The sequence below is a fragment of the Sulfurovum aggregans genome (genome assembly GCF_055385215.1).
Map to the genome: position 1 here is coordinate 350,781 of NZ_AP042387.1, position 17,877 is coordinate 368,657.

The 17,877-nt window shown below is 33.6% G+C and carries 18 protein-coding genes; 8 read left to right on the forward strand and 10 right to left on the reverse strand.

Features of this window, described 5'->3' with window-relative positions; translation table 11 throughout:
* Window position 1 precedes the first annotated feature (1 nt).
* The 4 genes from ACZ48W_RS01635 to ACZ48W_RS01650 all read left to right on the forward strand — a co-directional run bounded on the left by ACZ48W_RS01635 (window position 2) and on the right by ACZ48W_RS01650 (window position 2,846).
* A complete protein-coding gene (locus ACZ48W_RS01635; protein WP_464829186.1) occupies window positions 2-550 on the forward strand; it encodes a DUF1104 domain-containing protein in 549 nt (182 codons plus the stop codon).
* A gap of 77 nt (window positions 551-627) precedes the next feature.
* Window positions 628-1,428 carry a DUF4405 domain-containing protein gene (locus tag ACZ48W_RS01640; protein ID WP_464829188.1) on the forward strand — a complete coding sequence of 267 codons (801 nt, stop codon included), beginning with the start codon at window positions 628-630 and terminating at the stop codon, window positions 1,426-1,428.
* Between the two features lie 63 nt (window positions 1,429-1,491).
* Window positions 1,492-2,331 (forward strand): hypothetical protein, encoded by an 840-nt coding sequence (locus ACZ48W_RS01645; protein ID WP_464829191.1) that lies wholly within the window; start codon window positions 1,492-1,494, stop codon window positions 2,329-2,331.
* Between the two features lie 47 nt (window positions 2,332-2,378).
* Window positions 2,379-2,846, forward strand: a complete 468-nt coding sequence (locus ACZ48W_RS01650; RefSeq protein WP_464829193.1) for a hypothetical protein — start codon at window positions 2,379-2,381, stop codon at window positions 2,844-2,846.
* Between the two features lie 1,089 nt (window positions 2,847-3,935).
* Here the strand turns inward: ACZ48W_RS01650 and nrfD are convergent.
* The 7 genes from nrfD to ACZ48W_RS01685 all read right to left on the reverse strand — a co-directional run bounded on the left by nrfD (window position 3,936) and on the right by ACZ48W_RS01685 (window position 12,252).
* A complete protein-coding gene (nrfD, locus tag ACZ48W_RS01655) occupies window positions 3,936-5,207 on the reverse strand; it encodes an NrfD/PsrC family molybdoenzyme membrane anchor subunit (protein WP_464829197.1) in 1,272 nt (423 codons plus the stop codon).
* Complete coding sequence (locus tag ACZ48W_RS01660) at window positions 5,192-5,866, reverse strand: 4Fe-4S dicluster domain-containing protein (RefSeq protein ID WP_464829201.1); 675 nt, start codon at window positions 5,864-5,866, stop codon at window positions 5,192-5,194. Before ACZ48W_RS01660 ends, nrfD begins: the two co-directional genes overlap by 16 nt.
* Before the next feature lies 1 nt (window position 5,867).
* Window positions 5,868-8,300, reverse strand: a complete 2,433-nt coding sequence (locus ACZ48W_RS01665; protein ID WP_464829205.1) for a molybdopterin-containing oxidoreductase family protein — start codon at window positions 8,298-8,300, stop codon at window positions 5,868-5,870.
* 207 nt (window positions 8,301-8,507) lie between these two features.
* Window positions 8,508-9,266 (reverse strand): c-type cytochrome, encoded by a 759-nt coding sequence (locus tag ACZ48W_RS01670; RefSeq protein WP_464829209.1) that lies wholly within the window; start codon window positions 9,264-9,266, stop codon window positions 8,508-8,510.
* A 131-nt stretch (window positions 9,267-9,397) separates the two neighbouring features.
* A complete protein-coding gene (locus ACZ48W_RS01675) occupies window positions 9,398-10,693 on the reverse strand; it encodes a nickel-dependent hydrogenase large subunit (protein ID WP_464829211.1) in 1,296 nt (431 codons plus the stop codon).
* Window positions 10,683-11,567, reverse strand: coding sequence for an NADH-quinone oxidoreductase subunit B family protein (locus ACZ48W_RS01680; protein WP_464829214.1), 885 nt, complete (start codon window positions 11,565-11,567; stop codon window positions 10,683-10,685). Before ACZ48W_RS01680 ends, ACZ48W_RS01675 begins: the two co-directional genes overlap by 11 nt.
* Window positions 11,568-11,658: 91 nt before the next feature.
* The gene (locus tag ACZ48W_RS01685; protein ID WP_464829217.1) at window positions 11,659-12,252 is read right to left on the reverse strand and encodes a TetR/AcrR family transcriptional regulator; all 594 of its coding nucleotides are present in this window, start codon (window positions 12,250-12,252) and stop codon (window positions 11,659-11,661) included.
* A gap of 184 nt (window positions 12,253-12,436) precedes the next feature.
* Between ACZ48W_RS01685 and ACZ48W_RS01690 the strand changes: the two genes are divergently transcribed.
* The 3 genes from ACZ48W_RS01690 (at window position 12,437) to ACZ48W_RS01700 (ending at window position 14,747) form a co-directional block, all read left to right on the forward strand.
* Entirely contained in the window at window positions 12,437-12,910 is a 474-nt protein-coding gene (locus ACZ48W_RS01690) for a hypothetical protein (protein ID WP_464829219.1), read from the forward strand.
* A gap of 295 nt (window positions 12,911-13,205) precedes the next feature.
* Window positions 13,206-14,102, forward strand: a complete 897-nt coding sequence (locus ACZ48W_RS01695) for a peptidylprolyl isomerase (protein WP_464829221.1) — start codon at window positions 13,206-13,208, stop codon at window positions 14,100-14,102.
* A 57-nt stretch (window positions 14,103-14,159) separates the two neighbouring features.
* On the forward strand, window positions 14,160-14,747 hold the full coding sequence (locus tag ACZ48W_RS01700; RefSeq protein ID WP_464829223.1) for a TetR/AcrR family transcriptional regulator: 588 nt from the start codon (window positions 14,160-14,162) through the stop codon (window positions 14,745-14,747).
* Window positions 14,748-15,084: 337 nt separating this feature from the next.
* On the opposite strand, the gene ACZ48W_RS01705 is transcribed toward ACZ48W_RS01700, so the two are convergent.
* Window positions 15,085-16,335 (reverse strand): IS110 family RNA-guided transposase, encoded by a 1,251-nt coding sequence (locus ACZ48W_RS01705; RefSeq protein WP_464827685.1) that lies wholly within the window; start codon window positions 16,333-16,335, stop codon window positions 15,085-15,087.
* A gap of 217 nt (window positions 16,336-16,552) precedes the next feature.
* Between ACZ48W_RS01705 and ACZ48W_RS01710 the strand changes: the two genes are divergently transcribed.
* Window positions 16,553-16,873 carry a hypothetical protein gene (locus ACZ48W_RS01710; RefSeq protein ID WP_464829225.1) on the forward strand — a complete coding sequence of 107 codons (321 nt, stop codon included), beginning with the start codon at window positions 16,553-16,555 and terminating at the stop codon, window positions 16,871-16,873.
* Window positions 16,874-16,930: 57 nt separating this feature from the next.
* Here ACZ48W_RS01710 and ACZ48W_RS01715 read toward each other — a convergent pair whose 3' ends face one another.
* Window positions 16,931-17,629 (reverse strand): anaerobic ribonucleoside-triphosphate reductase activating protein, encoded by a 699-nt coding sequence (locus ACZ48W_RS01715; RefSeq protein ID WP_464829227.1) that lies wholly within the window; start codon window positions 17,627-17,629, stop codon window positions 16,931-16,933.
* Window positions 17,598-17,771 (reverse strand): anaerobic ribonucleoside-triphosphate reductase, encoded by a 174-nt coding sequence (gene nrdD, locus ACZ48W_RS01720; RefSeq protein ID WP_464827892.1) that lies wholly within the window; start codon window positions 17,769-17,771, stop codon window positions 17,598-17,600. Before nrdD ends, ACZ48W_RS01715 begins: the two co-directional genes overlap by 32 nt.
* Window positions 17,772-17,877 lie beyond the last annotated feature (106 nt).

Consider the following 17,877-nt stretch of genomic DNA (forward strand, 5'->3'; position numbering starts at 1 on the left):
GATGAAAAGAATGATGATTTCAACACTCCTTACAACAGTAGCTGCACTCTCAATGGATTTCAGTCAAATGAGTACACAAGAGTTAATAAACATGAGAGGAACACTCTCTGCCGCTGAAAGACCGGCATTTAGGGCCGAAATGCAAAAAAGAATGCCAACAATGTCTCCGGAAGAACGACAACTGTTTATGCAAAGGCGCAACCAAAGTATGGGGAAAGGCATGATGGGACAAAGAGGCGGTATGGGAAGAGGTCAAAAAGGTATGCAGAACAGACCTACTTTTACAAGTTATGATCTCAACCATGACGGCAAGGTGACAAACAAAGAGTTCTATGATGCACAGGCTTCCCGCATGTCACAAAAAGCGGCAGAAGGAAGAATGATGAAAAATGCCGGTAAAGCTCCTACATTTGAAAGTATTGATACAAACAAAGACGGAGTAATCACACAAGATGAATTTACCAAGCACCAAATAAACCGTATGAATCAGAACAGACGTGGAAACGGAATGGGACAGGGGAAAGGTTTTAAAAGAAATCAATTAAATTAGTACTTAAAAGGTGTGCGATATATATATCGTACCCTTCTTTTATAGACTAAAAACATTATAATAAATATGGAGTTTTTATGAAAAAAATTACATCACTGACTTTGGCATTTTCATTTCTTATCATGACCTATACAGGTATCATGCTTTTTATATGCCCGCACGGAAGAGTCGCTTACTGGTCTGACTGGCATTTTTTGGGATTGACAAAAAACCAATATGGGGATCTCCATACTACTTCTATGCTTGTCTTTATATTTTTCGGCATACTGCATATTTATTATAATTGGAAACCTATTCTCAGTTACCTGAAAAACCAACAAAGAAAAATCTCTTTTAGAAAAAGAGAATTTCTTGTCGCTTTAAGTATCAATCTCATATTCATAGTAGGAACTATCACAATGATTCAACCTTTCAAAGCTTTTTTGACTTTTGAAGAGAATCTTAAAGAGAGCTGGACAAAAACATACGGGGAACCTCCTTATGGCCATGCTGAAGAGACAAAGTTCAAGGTATTTTGTCAAAAAATGGGTATCAATATCACCAAAGCAAAAGAAATTTTACAAAAAAAACATATTATTTTTAAAGAAACTGAAACACTGAAAACAATTGCTCAAAATAACCATATCACTCCAAATAAGATCTATGAGTACATTAAAACAGAAGAAAAATCTAATACCTATACTATCCCTTCAAGACTTGGAAGAAGAACTCTCCAGGAATTAAGTAACATGCATAAAATAGATATTCAGAAAGCGATACAACTATTAAAAACAAGAGGTATTCAGGACATTACTCCCCAAAATAAAATAAAAAATATTGCTGATGAATTAGATGTGACCCCTCTTGAGCTTTATCAGTTTTTAAGAGAAGATAAGTAAAATGATATCCTTAAAATCAGTATAGATCTAAGAATGTATTATAAAAAAGAAGGCTATTTGATAATGAAACATCTACTTTATGCTGTAATAGCATCATTGCAAATTGCGACCTATAGCATAGCAGACAACTCTTTCCTCCTTCTGGAATACCAGAACTTTCACTTTAATAATTCACTGCAAAAAGATAAAGGGCAAAGATACGTTACCCATTTAGGATATAAAAACACCAATAACTTTTATGAAGCTGTATACTCCAAAACCCACACACAAACCTTTCAACCACCGATGAAAGATGATCTAGATGTAGATAAATATTATTTCAAGTACACGCGAACACTAGATGAACAACAGTCATTGAGTATCAGTTATGCTACCATCTCGGACAATCTAACAAGAGAGACCGATGGTGGACATATTTATGGTTTCTTTTATCGTTACCATACGATAAAGTTTAACCAGTATATCAGTGACTACAAGCACTTCAATGTTTATCAAACTGATATGGCATATACATTTAAACAACAGTTTAACAATATAAAATTTTCATCTACCTTGATGGGAAAATATATCCATTTACAAAACAGAAAAAGCAATCAATATACCACAAAGGCAAAAGCAGATTATTTAACACCTGCAATTATTTTAAAAGCTGGCTATGGTAGTTATCATACCGGTGCAGGAGCATATTTTGGAAAACGTATTTTTGCAGTTATGAACAATGGATTCAGCGTACAAAATCGTGCAATGGAATTTGACAGGACATATATGATTACCGCCGGAAAGCATCTAGGAAAGTTCAATGTAACACTAAAATACCTCTATATGCGTGCTACAGAAATACCAATAGAAAATAAAAATGTCACTGTAAATAATTTGATACTGGGAATAGAGTATCATTTCTAAAATATAATATTAAATAAAATCATATTTCTTAAAGGAGTTTAGTTACTATGGATAAAATACACTTGATATTGAGGGGGATGCTAACTATTGCTATAAGCAGTCATATACTTTATGCAAAGGATTCTTCTCTAACAAAAGCTGAACAGTTGGTAGCAAGTAAAAAAAAGTCCAACATGACTTACAAACAGATGATGCAACGGATGGGAGAAGCCTATAAAATGATACAAACAGGGGTCATCAACCAAAATAAGGAACTTGTTTATTTAGGTGCGTCATTGATAGAAAACCACCCTGCTCCAAAAGAAAAACCTTGGAGTATTGTAAAACAAAAAGATACAACTGCGTTTAAACAAACCCTTCTTGCTTATGACAAGTTGCTTCATCAAAGTGCAGAAGATATAGAAAATGATTTAAAGAGTGAAAAAAGTGATTGGACTTCTATCAATAAAAAGGTTTTTGAATTGTCAAATCATTGTATCAGTTGTCATGCAGTTTGGAAAAATAATTTAAAGTAAAAATTTGAGTTAATGGAAAATTTGGGTTGCTATTTCATGCCATTTTTTAGATAATCAATGATCAATTTTTTCTTCATGTTAATACCAATACCTCAATGAACTTTCATCAACATTTTCATCGGACTAAAGAATTCACCATCTAAATGATTTGTGATATTTGGAATGTTCAATTCAGGGTAGTTTTTGTAAGTAAATAGATAAGGTAAATTTGTCTTTAGAATTCTATATGCAGAACGTAATCTTCTATGCTTGTAATGCCATTTGAATGTTTCAATATTGTATGTTTTCTCTTTGAAAAATTCCTCATGCCTCTTATGCCAATACACAAGGAGTAATTCAAATTGTTTTTGCTTTACCTTTCCTAGATAAGAGCTTACTCTCTTTAGGGCCATAGAGGCGTTAAGTTTGGGTTTTTTTGTTAAGTATCTAGTGATAATAGCCTATTGGTGGAAATGGGCACATCTGCACTGGAATCCCATTCAATATCCCAAACAGCCCTCGTTTACTGCTGCTTTTATAGTGAATCCTTCCTCTCATCAGTCTTTGGTATTCAAGAAGAGATTCTGTTGTAATAAAGTGTATGCAATAGGAATAGTTTTATGAACATCTTTAGTAATGATCAGACCAAAGTTATCAACCCTTTTCTCAAAAAAAGTTGCATCTAATGCCACAACTACTTTTCGTAGGTCCTTAGTTTTTATTGTAGGTGCATAGTGATGTATTTGTTCTCTGATCCGATGTTCACTTAGGTTGTTTTTTCTCGCTAATGCTTCTGCTATCTGACGATGATAAAAATAGTGTTTAAAGATGATCTGTTAAATATCTTTAGGATAGCATTTGGATGAAAAATTTTGTTTACAATCAAGGCAAATATATCTCTGTATACCTTGTCATTTGCCATTCTTTTTGGTCTGCTTTGAATGGCGATTTGGGCACTTTTTTACAGCTTATTGTAAAGAAACCCTTTTTAAATACGATAGTATCGTAGGTCTCTTAGGTTTTTAGCAATCCGAATTTTCCATTAACTCAAAAATTTTTATACTTAGTCCCCTCCTCTTCTTAAAAAACGAAGAGGAAGGAGAGTTTATATTAATGTGTATCTGAAACCTCAGATACACCAAACAACATATCTAGAATTTTATATGCAGCTAAAACTACACCCAAGGAACCTACAACTACAAGTATTTCTGAGAAATGAGGATTGAAGAAAATAAACTCTTTTACCACTTCATATTCTCCATATTTTTCAAAACCTGTACCAAATCTATTACTCATAGGGTACGCATTACCACCATAGACAAAAACATATCTACCCAAATATGTCCCTATCACTACCGATATGGCTCCAAGTGTAACCCATAATAAATTTGAATGTTTTTTGAAGTTGAGAAGGAAAGGTAACCCCACCGCCAAAAACAGATATAAATAGAAGTAGAATTTAAATTCCCCAAAAAGAATGATCGCTCCCCAGTCTTTATCGATAAAAAGATATGCGATTGCTTCGTAGATAGCCAAAACTGCCATCGCATACAAAATGCTGACCCGTAAAAAATGAATTAAATGACTAAAATCCTCTTTTAATTTATCTTTATATACAAAAGTGGAAAATAGGATCATGATTGCAATCGCTGCTACAAATGCTGAAACAATAAAATAAAGTGTCAACATAGGATACGTTGTCCACAAGTGTCTAGCCGTATTCATATCAAATAATTTTGCCTGAATATAATATTCAATAAGATCAATAACGATACTTAATAATAAAATTACAAAAGCTATCTTTTTTGTCCATGTCTGATTTTTTGAGATCAATAGATAAATTTCAAATATTACAAAAGGAATATATACTGCATACAGTGGCAGCATTAACCACATACCTGCACCTAAATTCGGTGTTAAGAACATCCATTGCATATGCAATACATTCAGATCTACTGCTATAGTAAAGAGCCCACCAAAAACCATTGCCAAGCCAAATGTCATAAAACCAGCTGCTGTTTTTTTAATAATATCAATATTAAAAAGCTCAGCCAAAGCAACAAAAAAGATAATGGCACTTCCGCTATAGATCATATACATATAATTTACAATATAAAGTGTCCAGGGTTGTTCCCTCTTTACCTCTCCACCTGCACCGAATATTGCTTCTTTCATCGCTTCAGCTATTTCTTTACTTCCGGGATTAAGCCCGGCATCATGTGCATCTGCGGCAAGTAAAAAATATCTTTCATTAAAAACTTCATAGATACCAAAAAAACCTAACGCTAAAAAAACACAAGCAATAAGCATTGTTTTATTAAAAAGTAACTCTTTAATTGAAACCTTATTGATTTCAAGACCTGCAACTAGATATTTTTCCATTGTGAACTCCTTTTTGCTTTTGCATTTTCAATAAGCGGTTTAAATGTTTCCCAAGTATATAATGTTGTATCATGGGCTATTGAATTTTCTGCAAAGTGCTCATCATTCTCAGGGAATAGATAAAGTAACTTTGGAACCGTGCCTTCTGTTTCCTTAAGCACAAAAAATTTACGGCTTTTTAACACCTGTACCAACTCTCCCTTTTCATCATCCAGATCACCGAACAGACGAACTTTTGTTGGACATGTAGCTTGGCATGCCGTAGTAGTTTTCCCTTGTGATATACGTGTGTCATAACAGAAAGTACACTTATCTACTGCAACATGTTTATCATCTACAAATCTTGCATCATACGGACAAGCCTCCATACATCCTTTACATAAAATACATTTATCCTTGTCTGCCATAACTAAACCACCTTCTGCGAAATAACTCGCCCCGGTAGGACAGACATCGACACAAGGTGCATCTTGACAGTGATTACACTGAGAAGGATAAAAATTGGAAAAAGGTTTTCCAAAAATACTTTTTTCTGTCATTCCTACCCAAATTCTTTGTTTATCTGCCCCTAGTTGAACACCATTCTCTTCTTTACATGCAACTTCACATGCCTTACAATTTATACAGTTTTGATAATCTAATGCCATTGCGAAATTCATCTTATGCTCTCCTTACATCTACGATTGTTTCATGCATTGCTGCACTACCAAAGACCGGCTCAATGATATCTTCTATAATTGCATTATCGCTTGCACCATTACGATAGCCAAATGTCAATCCAGTACTTTCAGATCCGAATCCATGTACATAAAATACGACCCCCGGAATAATTTTATTAGTTGGATATGCTTTAATTTTAATTTTGCCAACTTTACTTTCCACTTCAACTATATCCCCATGGAAAATACCTTTCTTCTTCGCCTCTTCTTTATTTATCCAAAGATGGTTTTCTCGTACAAGATCTAGCAACATTACATTGTTTTGTGTTGCATTTTGCGTAAATTGAGCATGCCGCCCAGTAATAAATTTAAATTTACCTTCAGGAGTTGTAACCAGATAATCATCTCTCCAAGTCGGCATAATATCAACACCTTTTTTCTTCATGAATGGTAATGTACATTCTACTTTACCTGAAGCTGTCTTGAACTCTTTTTTCAAAGCAGCTATCTCTTTTTCATTTACACAAGTATCATGATATACATCTTCTGCTTCTTTGCCTTTATTCACACTATAATATCTCTTATCTTCAGGGTAGTATTCATATTCATTTTCAGATATCTTTTTGAAATATTTATCCATATTTGGATAATAGACCCCCTTCTCTTTTAAGCTTTCATAGGCCGCTTTGCCATGTTCACTAACGATTAAATGTTCATTGATCTCTTCTTGTGATTTAGTAAAAGCATCTGTTAAGTCAAACCCATCTTCATGATAAACTTCTTTTTCACTTCTATCTTTGATTTCACTTTGTACATCTTCATCATATTTTTTAGTAATTTCAAAGAGAGGTTTAGAAAGTTTTTCTGTCAACCCTTTCATTATCTCGATCACTGGTTTAGACTCATAGAGTGGATCTATCACTTTATTTCTTAAAACAATAGAAGGCTGAGGACCTCCAAAAGATTTTACAGGGTCCTCTCTTTCCAAATAAGTACATTCAGGCAGGATTACATCGGACATCATAACCGTATCACTTGGCATAGTGTCTATAGTAACAACCAAATCCATTTTTTCAAACATTTTTTTGGTTTTTGCACTATTTGGTACACTTAGCATAGGATTTTGTTTATAGATGAACATTCCTCTGATTGGATAAGGTGTCCTATCTTCAACAATCATATTTCTAAATCCGATCCAGGTACCACTTGCCCCAACTATAGCTGCTTCTTTTTTATCTATTCTTGATCCGGCATTAGCATACATTGGAGCATTTACTTCATGTTTTTCCAAAGGTACTTTTGTACCAAAGACAATACCTCCCTTAATATCGACTCCACCACCTAATGCACTAAAAATAGCCTGTGCCCGTCTAAGTTGAAAATCATGTTTGCTCCAAGCTGTTCTTCTTCCTTGATAATAGATAGCTCTAGGAGCTGCTGCCATAAAATCTCTGGCAATTTTATAAATGGTATTGGCTTTTATACCGGTGATTTTTTCAGCCCATTCAGGTGTGTAATTATTTTTTAGAATATGTTCTCTATATTCCAAGAAACCATTCATATTTTCTTTTACAAACTGTTTGTTATAAAGCACTTCATCAAGTACAACATAAGTAAGTGCCAACACAAATGCCAGATCTGTTCCTACTTCTATTGAAAGCCATTCATCAGCTTGTGCCGCAGTACTGGTATATCTTGGGTCAACCACAATAAGTGTTGCCCCCCGTCCTCTGGTTCTTTTGAAAATATCCATAGTATCCGGTGTAACAATTGCTTCTGCTCTATTTGCCCCAGCCATTATGACATACTTGGCATTTTCCAAATCTGCCTGTCCATAGCCACCAATAGTCAAAGCATATCCTGAAACAACGGTTTGAAGACATATAGAAGCATGGTTTACAAAGTTTGCTGAACCAAATTTATCTGACATAAAAGCCTTATAGGTATGTTCTGCCATACCTTCACCGGCACAATATGCTATTGTTGAACGATTGTCTTCCTCTTCTTCTAAAATTTTAGCCAATCCTTTAAACTGCTCTGTACCATTTAAAATAGCTTCATAGGCTTCATCCCAAGTTACCCTCTTGAATTTTCCTTCTCCTTTTTTTCCTATTCTAACAAGAGGGTACTTCAGTCTATCCGGGTCATAAAGAGCATGAACTCCAGCTACCCCTCTTGGGCAAAGCATATTTTTAGATTTAGGAAAATAGGGATTAGGATCCAATTTTTTCACAATACCATCTTCTACTTTTGCTATAGCCGCACACTTATTTACACACATTTCACAAAGTGTGGGAGTTTCATAGCCTTTCTTTTTATTCTTATCTTTTTCATCATCAGACAATAACGCTGTTGGCATTACAGTGGAGCCACCTAAAATACTTAATGCAACGCTACTTTGGAGAAACCTTCGTCTTGATACTTCTAGATTCATAACCATTCCTTATTAAATTAATAAAATACCATTATGTATGATAGAGCAACCAACATTATATATTCCTGAATGAATAATCATTCAGGAATATATAATATATCTTTTTTTATATAATTATCTATATTAAAGTAAAAATAGAGGGGCATATATTTATTGTAAGACTTGATTATTACAAGTTTTACAACTTGTAATAATACTCTGTTTTTATTAATTAGTATATTTTTCATAAAGAAAATTTGCCAATCCAAATATTTCTTCATCACTCATAGTGCTTTTTAACGATGGCATCAATCCAAACTTTTTAATCGCTTTTTTTCCATAAAGTGTTTTACGTTTATCAGGATTTTGTATATACTCTTTGATAAATGCTGCAAACTTCTCTTTTGAACCGGTTTTCTCTTTTAGTTTACTTACAAGATCAGCCACATATGGTGCTGGTGTAAGATACCTGTTTTCATATCCTCCATCATTTGTAACTCCAAGTACAGTAGCATGGCATTCAGAGCAGTACTTATTAAACAACTCCTCCTCATGACTTATCTTTTTCAGCACTTTTTTATATTCTTCTTTTTTAATCATTTTATTTTCACTATAACCATAAAGATAGCTTGTTAATTCTGCCATCTCTTCATCACTCATAGTGCCTTTTAGCAATGGCATCAATCCAAACTTTTTAATCGCTTTTTTCCCATAAAGTGTTTTTCGTTTATCAGGATTTTGTATATACTCTTTGATAAATGCTGCAAACTTCTCTTTTGAACCGGTTTTCTCTTTTAGTTTACTTACAAGATCAGCCACATATGGTGCTGGTGTAAGATAACTGTTTTCATATCCTCCATCATTCACAACTCCGAGTACATTAGCATGACACACTGAGCAGTTTTTGTTAAATAACTCTTCCCCTGTTTGGGCGAACAGTGTTGATATTGCCAATGCTGTAAAAAATACAATATTTTTTATTTTCATGATACTTCTCCTTTTTGTATCTAATATTTTAATTGTAGCAGAAAACAACTGAATATTCATTCAAATAATAATTATTATTATTTTATATGGATCGTAGTTTATTGTTTCAATATAATCAAGAGAATACTTTTTTATTTTGCAGTACAAACAGAACAAACATCAAAAGTTTTAAAAACAAACCCTGCTATATTAATATCATCAAGACCTATCATCGCTTTTTGTGCAACCCCTAAAGACTCTTTTGTACCATTACTTAAATTCCATTGAGTAGGTGTAATGATTTCATATGATTTTATCCTCCCCTCTTCTATTTCTGTTCTATGTATCAATGATCCGCGGGCTGCTTCTACTACACCTGCTCCCTCAAAACTTAATTCCTTTATATGGGCATTAATTGTGCAGGAAGGTTCATCTAAAGTAAGATTTTGTAAAAGTTTTTTACTATAGTTTAAAAGAAGTGCTACTTCATGCACACGGGCGAACAGCCGTGTCAGCATAGAATCTTTATAGCGTTTATGCAAACTTTTCACAATAGGTTCTTTAGCTACCATTGCACGAGCCAAAGGTCCAACTTCATAAAGTTTTTGCTTGTAACTTACAGCTTTAGCCTTCGTATCTTCCTGTAATGCTTCCTCCACATAAGATACATCTACATTGTTAAATACTGTTGTTACCATAGATTTACCGGGCTGAGATAAAATACCGTCCCCAAATACAATGAACCGATCATGGCTGTGTCCGATATTTGCCATTTCATTCATTCCCATTAGTTGGAGAACTCTACCAAAATCTCCTCCAATTTCATTCAATGAAGAGACTGAAGTGATACTTAAATACTTCTCTATGGGTATCTGTATGACCATCTGTTCAAAAAATCGAATAAATTCATCTACCAGGCTTTCAACCTGCATCACATCAACATATGTAGGATCGCAGGTTACACCGCCTGGAACCGCATATGAAGAGTGTGGCCATTGTCCACCAAAAACAGCTAAAGCTTTTGTAATCGTAGAAGAAAGATATGAAGCCTTAAGTCCATAATTCTCACCACTCTTTTCATTTAATAATTTTTCCAATTCTGGCAATATACTCAAATAAAACCATTTTATATGATTTTGTATCAGTTCACAAGCAAGGGTAAATTCTCTTATATCTTTCGCTTTGTTGCTTAATTCCACTTTAATCCCTGCATTCTCATATCCATTTTCTAAAGCTCTTACAGCGGCTATAAGATGTGCATGGTTACAAATACCACATACCCTAGGGGTAATAACCAAAGCATCACGTGCATCTTTACCAATAAGAATATTTTCTATTCCTCTATAAAATCCAAATTTTATTTTTACATCTTCAATTTTATTTTTATATAATGAAAAGTCCAGCTCAGCTTCACCTTCTATCTTCTCGATCAGTTGCTTAATTATCATCTTTGATAATCCTCTCTTCAAGTCTTTTTATTTTAAAACTTTTTGCAATTCCTGTTACTGTTAAATAGGCTCGCTTAGGTACGCCTAAAGGCATCATTGCAGGAATTCCCATATTGGTCTTGGTGGAAAAAAGTGCTGTTTTTGGGAAAGTTGGCTCTGTACAACCAAAACAGGGAGTACCTACAATAGTTTTAGAGCTGGTATCGTTCCAAAGTATCTTATTACAGCTTCCTCTGGTGTAAGGACCTTGACACCCCTGTTCATAAAACAAACACCCCTCTTTGAGCCCAAAACCTTTAGGATTGATCTTCCACTCAAAATACTCATTACGTACACACCCTGTATGCACTGTAATATTATAAAGCTCCTGGGGACGGTGCAACTCATCTATAGGAATAGTTTTACCTTTTGCCAGCATCAGAAGTACATAGGAGAGCCATTTAGGATGAATGGGACATCCTGGAAGAGAAATGAGCTTGGAAGCATAGGTTTTATAACGTTCTGTCTGCTTCTCTTCATCAAAACAAAATCCTGAAATATTCTCCGGATCATGTTGTTTGAAAATACCACCAAAAGTTGCACAGGTTCCGGCCGAAATGATATGCTTTGCCCTATTCGCATAAATTTCTATCAGATGTGAAACTTCTATCCCTTTTTTTAAAACTCCTTTTTCTTTAAAAGAACCCTCTAAAATAAGAATATCACATTTCAACTTACCAGAAATAAGATCCTCTATTTCATACTTAGTTTCAAGTAATGGATGATGTAGCAAATCAAAATGAGAGAGTATAGGAAAAAGCTCCGGATGATTTAAAAAAGAGTGGGCATTTCCATTACAGGTAATAGACTGTAGCCAAAGGAGTTTAGGTTTCATTATTCCTCTCTCCTTTTTACCAAAGCAAAGCTTCGGTAAAAATTCCTCTCACTGAAGCTTCCCTGGCGGCAAGAAAATAGCTTGGCATAGATCAAGCCCTTAAAGCATAGTAAATATTACGAGAGATATCATCTATATAGTCATCAAGCTCTTTAGGAAGTATCTTTTCCCCCTGAATAAAAACCATTCCCCCCAGGTAACCCATAAAAAGTCCAAAAGCAGAAAAGAAGTCCTGGTTACGCAACTCCCCTTTGCTGACACCATCATCAAAGAATATCATGATCTCAGTAATAAAACCGGAGACACAGGTCATTCCTTCACAGCCATCACTGAATACTTCTCTATGAGAAAGATAGACACGAAGGAAATACTCTATCATCTCCGGCTTCTCTTTTGCCATACCAAAATAGATCTCTACGATCTTCTTAATCTTCTCTTCAGAAGAGATATCCAGCATATTTACTGTACGTATCTCGTCTCCCAAAAATTCTGAAGTATACTTAATGATCTCTTTTGCCAATATATCCTTAGATGAAAAATAATTATATAGATTCCCTACACTCATATGGAGTTTCGCAGCAATATCAGGAATCGTTGTCTTGTGAAAGCCGTGTGTAGAAAAAAGTTGTAAAGCTGCCTGAATGATAGATTCACGTTTTAAGGCTTTTTTATCTGCTATTCTCAAAGATATCCTTTTAGTTTATTCTTTGTATTTTATCATAATTCTTTTATATGTTTATAACAGTTCCACAAAATAAACTTTTTCCTAAATACTAGGTAATTTTTTCTCATACTTTTACTCACCCCCCATTCAAAAAATAAATGCTATTTTTGTAGGTCTTGGAGCGCTAAGTAGTATAGGTGCCAGGATGAAAAATGAAAATGCACACGGTATGAATCATGTTATGGATATTTTAAAACATGCACAAAAAAGAGTATTTGAAGATTTCTACGAGACCATTTTAGAAGATAAGCATGTTGTAGTCATTGGAGGTTGGAATTCTGCTATGGATGCGGTCAGAACTTTCGTAAGAATGAAAGCAAAATCGGTTCGATGTGCTTACAGAAGAGACGAAGCAAATATGCCTGCTTCTGCTAAAGAAGTTGTCAACGCTAAAGAAGAAGGAGTTATTTTTGAATTTTATACCGCTCCTAAAGAGGTTGTGATTGATAAAGGCAGACATGTAAAAGGATTGATCTGTCAAAGAACACAAGTAGGTGAACCTGATGAGAGTGGGAGAAGAAAACTTGAAATCATAGAAGATAGTGATTTTACCTTAGAGTGTGATGTAATTATATTGGCACTTGTTTTTGATAACGTTGAATTTCCATGGACAAATTAATACAGGGAAAGGGGAAGATATAATTGTAGGTGAAGAAAAAAGGACTTCAAATGCAAGAATTTATGCAGGTGGAGCTGCTGTTACAGAAGCGATCTTGCGATAACAGCAGCGGCAGATGATAGAAGAGCCGCACTTACTATATGAGAGAGTTTAATAGCAATATATAGTTTACTGAATGACCATTCACTAAACTTAAGAGGAATATATTTTATATTGATATACAATGCAATAATTGCTTTTAATGTTTCATAAAATATAAAGGGGGGGGGTAGTTAATGGATATAGAGGAGTAACAATGGGGAAAGAATATAAAAAAACTGAATTTGAATTTCCAATTGTTATAGTCATTATTGGTATGGTTATAGGACTTTTATTGGCTTTTATAAGTTCTGTGTCAGCACATAGACAAAATACTATAACAGAGGTTGCTCCAAAAAATTTTAAAAGTCTGGGCAAAGTATTACAAAAAAAAATTATAAATAGGCTCATTAAAAAAAAGCTTGCCAGTGATTATGCTTTGTCAACACCAATAAGTGAATCTGAAGAATTTAAAAAAACCTTAAAACATGTACTGCAAATGAATAGTGATCTAAAAGATAAAAAAGAGGAAGAAAAATTTCTGGAAAATATATTAAAAAAAGATACTAAAATAAAAGGATATACAGAAGAACAACTCTATAGTAAAAAAGGTTTATTGGCATTTTATTTTCTTGTAAATGAACAAGCGGATAAAATTAAAGCTGCTTTAACACAGAAAGAGTTCAAAGAGTATTATGAATTGAATAAATATGATACACTTGCTATGAAAGAACTTTTGACAATAGTTGTTGAAGATCAAAACAAAGCAAATACTATTATTGATGAGTTGGCTAAATCAAAGAATAAACTAGAGACTTTTATAGCATTGGCCCAAAAATATTCATTAGCACTTTCCGCATCTAAAAATGGATATTTTGGCAAGATTCCTACAGAACAATTAAATGATCAATTAAAACCTCTCTTAAAAGATCTAAGAAAATCGGAATATTCACTAGAGCCTATAAAAACAGAGTTTGGTTATCAAATTTTTTATATTTTAAATGATATACCAAAATTTAATAGTAGGTTTGAATTAGTTAAATCAAAAGTAGAAAATGAGTTTATGCAGCAAAAAGTTAAACAAGAGGCAAATATATCAATTAAATATCTATGATCTTTGATAAAAGAGTGTAAATATTTTAAAAATTTATTAGGAAAAAAATTTAAATATATGAGAAAAAAATTTAAAAAAAAGAATACGATAATACTATCTGCATTGAAACTTTTTTCAAAAAAAGGTTTTTATAATACTACTATATCTGAAATTTCAAACAATATGGGTATCAGTGTTGGAAATATTTACAACTATTTCCCTTCAAAAAAAAGTTTAGCAAAAGCATCAATAAAATTTGTTACGGGAAAATTAGCTGCTGAATTAAGATATATTAATAATGGAGATATTTCTCAAAAAGAAAAAATCCGTCAATTTGTTAGTGTTTACTTTGTTTTTATTCAAAAAAATCCAGAAATGATCGAATACTTCTTTAGAGTTTATTTATCTAATAGAGAACTTTTTTGTGATGAAGAAGATTGTGGTTTTTCTCTTGCAAAAGAATTTATTGATGAAATTGAAAGGCTTATAACTACAGGGGTAGAGTATGGTGAGTTTAAAGAGAGAGATTTTTATGTAGCATTTTCTTTAATAAGTGGTATTTTGGGTGCTATGACTTTTTTAAGTGGTGAAAATGTTTTAGAAGAAAATTTAAATATTTATACTGATGAAGTGGCTAATACAATTTATAAGGCACTTTCTTGTTAATTTTATATTTTCTTACGAATGTAAATTATAAGTAATGGAGTAAAATCGGTAGAGATCTTTTGTTGAATCCTTTGAGTATTTTGAAAAAAATATTCAAAGGATTCAAATAGATGACACAATTTTATTTTAACTATTTGATTGATAAATTTATTATAAAAACCATCCTATAAAGAATAGCTTAAACCAATAGCTGTTTTTTATAGACAGAGGTATCCTGTTGGATTATTTGAGTATTTGAAAAGAATATTCAAATGATCAAATAGATACTAAAACAATATTTGGTCAATGTTCATTAAAAACTCATTGTTTTCACAAGTGCTAAAACTAACGGGAATATTTACCTGTTGGGGATAAATACTCTATGGGCTTGATAAGGTTCATTGTGTTTGACTATGGAATACATGATCGCTGCTATTTTCTTGGAGATAATGATTAAAGCTTCTTTCTTGGATTTACCCGAAGAGACTTTGTCTCGAAAGATCTTGTTTAGCTGAGGATTGTGCAATACAGATCCTACTGCAGCCATATAAAGTGCATGTTTGGCAATAGGTATGCCTCTTTTTGCAAGCCTGCCTATAGAATTGGAGTTGCCAGATTGATACTGTGTAGGATAAAGACCAAGATAGCCAATAAAAGCTTTGGCTGAATCAAATCGCCTGAGATCTCCACATTCTCCTAATATGGCAGAAATGGTTTTATCTGAGATACCGGGTATACTTTGGAGATTTTCAATAGAATTGTCAATTGTATTTATTTCTTCGGTAATAAGTTGTTTGATTTGTTCTTCAATATGCTTCTTTTCTTGACATAAAAGCTCTAATATCCTAATATTAGTAGTGATCATTAGAGATCTGGCTTCATAGGCACGACCAGCATATACTGAAGTATTGGCAAGATCGATCAGGAACTTGGCTTTATCTTCAGAGAAGTTGTTACCTTTGATATGACGGAATAGACGAGTCAGCTTCTTTGGCGTAGCTTTTTGCATATCTATTGCAGTAGGGTAGACTTTGATGATCGCAAGTGCTGTCTTGGTAAAGATATTTGGAAATACTCTGCCAATCTCAGGATTGACAGTCGCCATTACAGTAGAGATTTCCCTCTTGATGGTTTTTATCTTCTTCTCCAGTGAACGTTTGGTTCTGCCTAATACCTTGACTGAATGATAGGCATCATTGGAGATATGACTCTCTTTGTATTTACCGGTAGATAAAAGTTCCGCAATGACATAGGCATCAATCGCATCATTCTTTACTTTTCGTATGGTACGGAAATCACGAAACTTGGCAGTCTGATAAGCGTTTAGCAAAACGGCTTGGTAGTCATTGTCTGTAATATATTCATACAAATTCTCAGAAAAAGCTCCTGTTGATTCTATACCAATAATAAAATCATCATTGTCTAATGACAGGTTGGCAAACTGTTCAATCAGCCTTCTTAACCCAAGAATATCCGTATAGATCCAAAATGGTTTTACAGCAAATTCACCAGCATCATCCAGGATGCACACATAATGTTTTTTTTCAGCAACATCAATTCCAACATAATACATTTTAAACCCCTTGAGTGTTAGTTTTAAAGTTCTCATAGCTTCGTGTTATACAAGGTAGAAGTTCTTACACTCCTCCTTAGCATCCTATAGATGATTTTATAAAGCTAACACAAGACGTTTTATGTGCTGGTACCAAAGTCCAAAAAGGAAAAAAACTTGTTTACTGTTAGCTTTTGTGAAAACTATGAGTCTTTATTGAACTCAACCTTATTTTATCGATTTGGTTGATAAATAGATTATACGAAGGATTTTAATGAAAAAGATATTGACAGTTCTGGTACTCTCATCTTTTATAATGGTAACTTTGCCTACAGCAGCACCTGCAAGTGCAAAGAAAGGTCAAAAACTTTTTAAAAAGAAGTTTCGTAAGAAGTGTGGTTTTTCAGGTGTGCGTTTTGCCAGAAATCATACGCAGGAAGAATGGGAAGAAATATACGAAAATGGTCAATTCCCTCAAGAAACAAAAAAGATTTGTCCAAGATTGAAACTTGAAAAAATCAAACCTTCATGGTGGAAACATGTGAATGATTTTGCTGTAAAATATGCGAAAGATGGTATTGTTCCCAAATGTTAATGATTGTAAATAAACTGAGAATATTAAGAACAACCCCTATATAAAAAGTATTTTTAATTATTCTCTCCAAACAATTTTCAACTCAGTAGAAAGAAGCGATCTGACAAAAGGGTTCGTTTCCTCTTTTACTCTTCCGATTGTATTATCGGTAAAGACAAACGGCTGTAAATAGTAAGTACCCTTATACCCTCTTTTTATCAGGTCTTTAACGATCCTGTTAATTTCTTCCACTCTTAACAGATCACTATGAACCGTTGTTCTTACCTCAAAGGGAAACTGTGTTTTGATTAAAAAATTCAGTGTCTTTGAAAAACGGTCGAAATGTTTATCTTTTGTTATAGAAAGAAACTTCTCTTTGGGTGCTTTATAGTCAAGTGCAATATAATCAACCAGACTCTTTTCTACCAACATTTGAATCATATTTGGGTTCAATCCATTGGTATCCAGTTTTATTTTAAATTTTTTCTGCTTGATCTTTCGACATAACTCTGGCAGGCCATCATAAAGTGTAGCTTCTCCTCCGGACAAAACCACCGCTTCAAGGAGCCCTGTTCTACTATCTAAAAAGTCCAATGCCTCCTCTTGGCTTATCTTTCCCTCTCCAAATACAATATCCTTATTATAACAATACACACAGCGCATATTACACTTGGCAAACCAAAAAATAGTCGCCAGGTGATCAGGGTAATCCAAGGCGGTAAAGGGAGTAATGTCATATATAGGTTTAAGCGGCATTGGTTCGTGATGCTTTTTCAAGAAAAAACTTTCTCTCTTGATGCTCGCCTTTTTTACCGATATTAAAACTTTCAACCGGTCTATGGTATCCCATCACCCTTGTGTAGACAATACACTTTGTTCTTTTCTCTTTTAACTTTTCCAGTATTTCATTTTGATTCATTTTATCTCCTTTTTTTGAGTTAATATTATAAGTTTCTTAAACTAAATTTTATTACTTTGCCAATCATCTCCCTCCTTCCAGTATAATTGTACCTCGATCTTTGCAT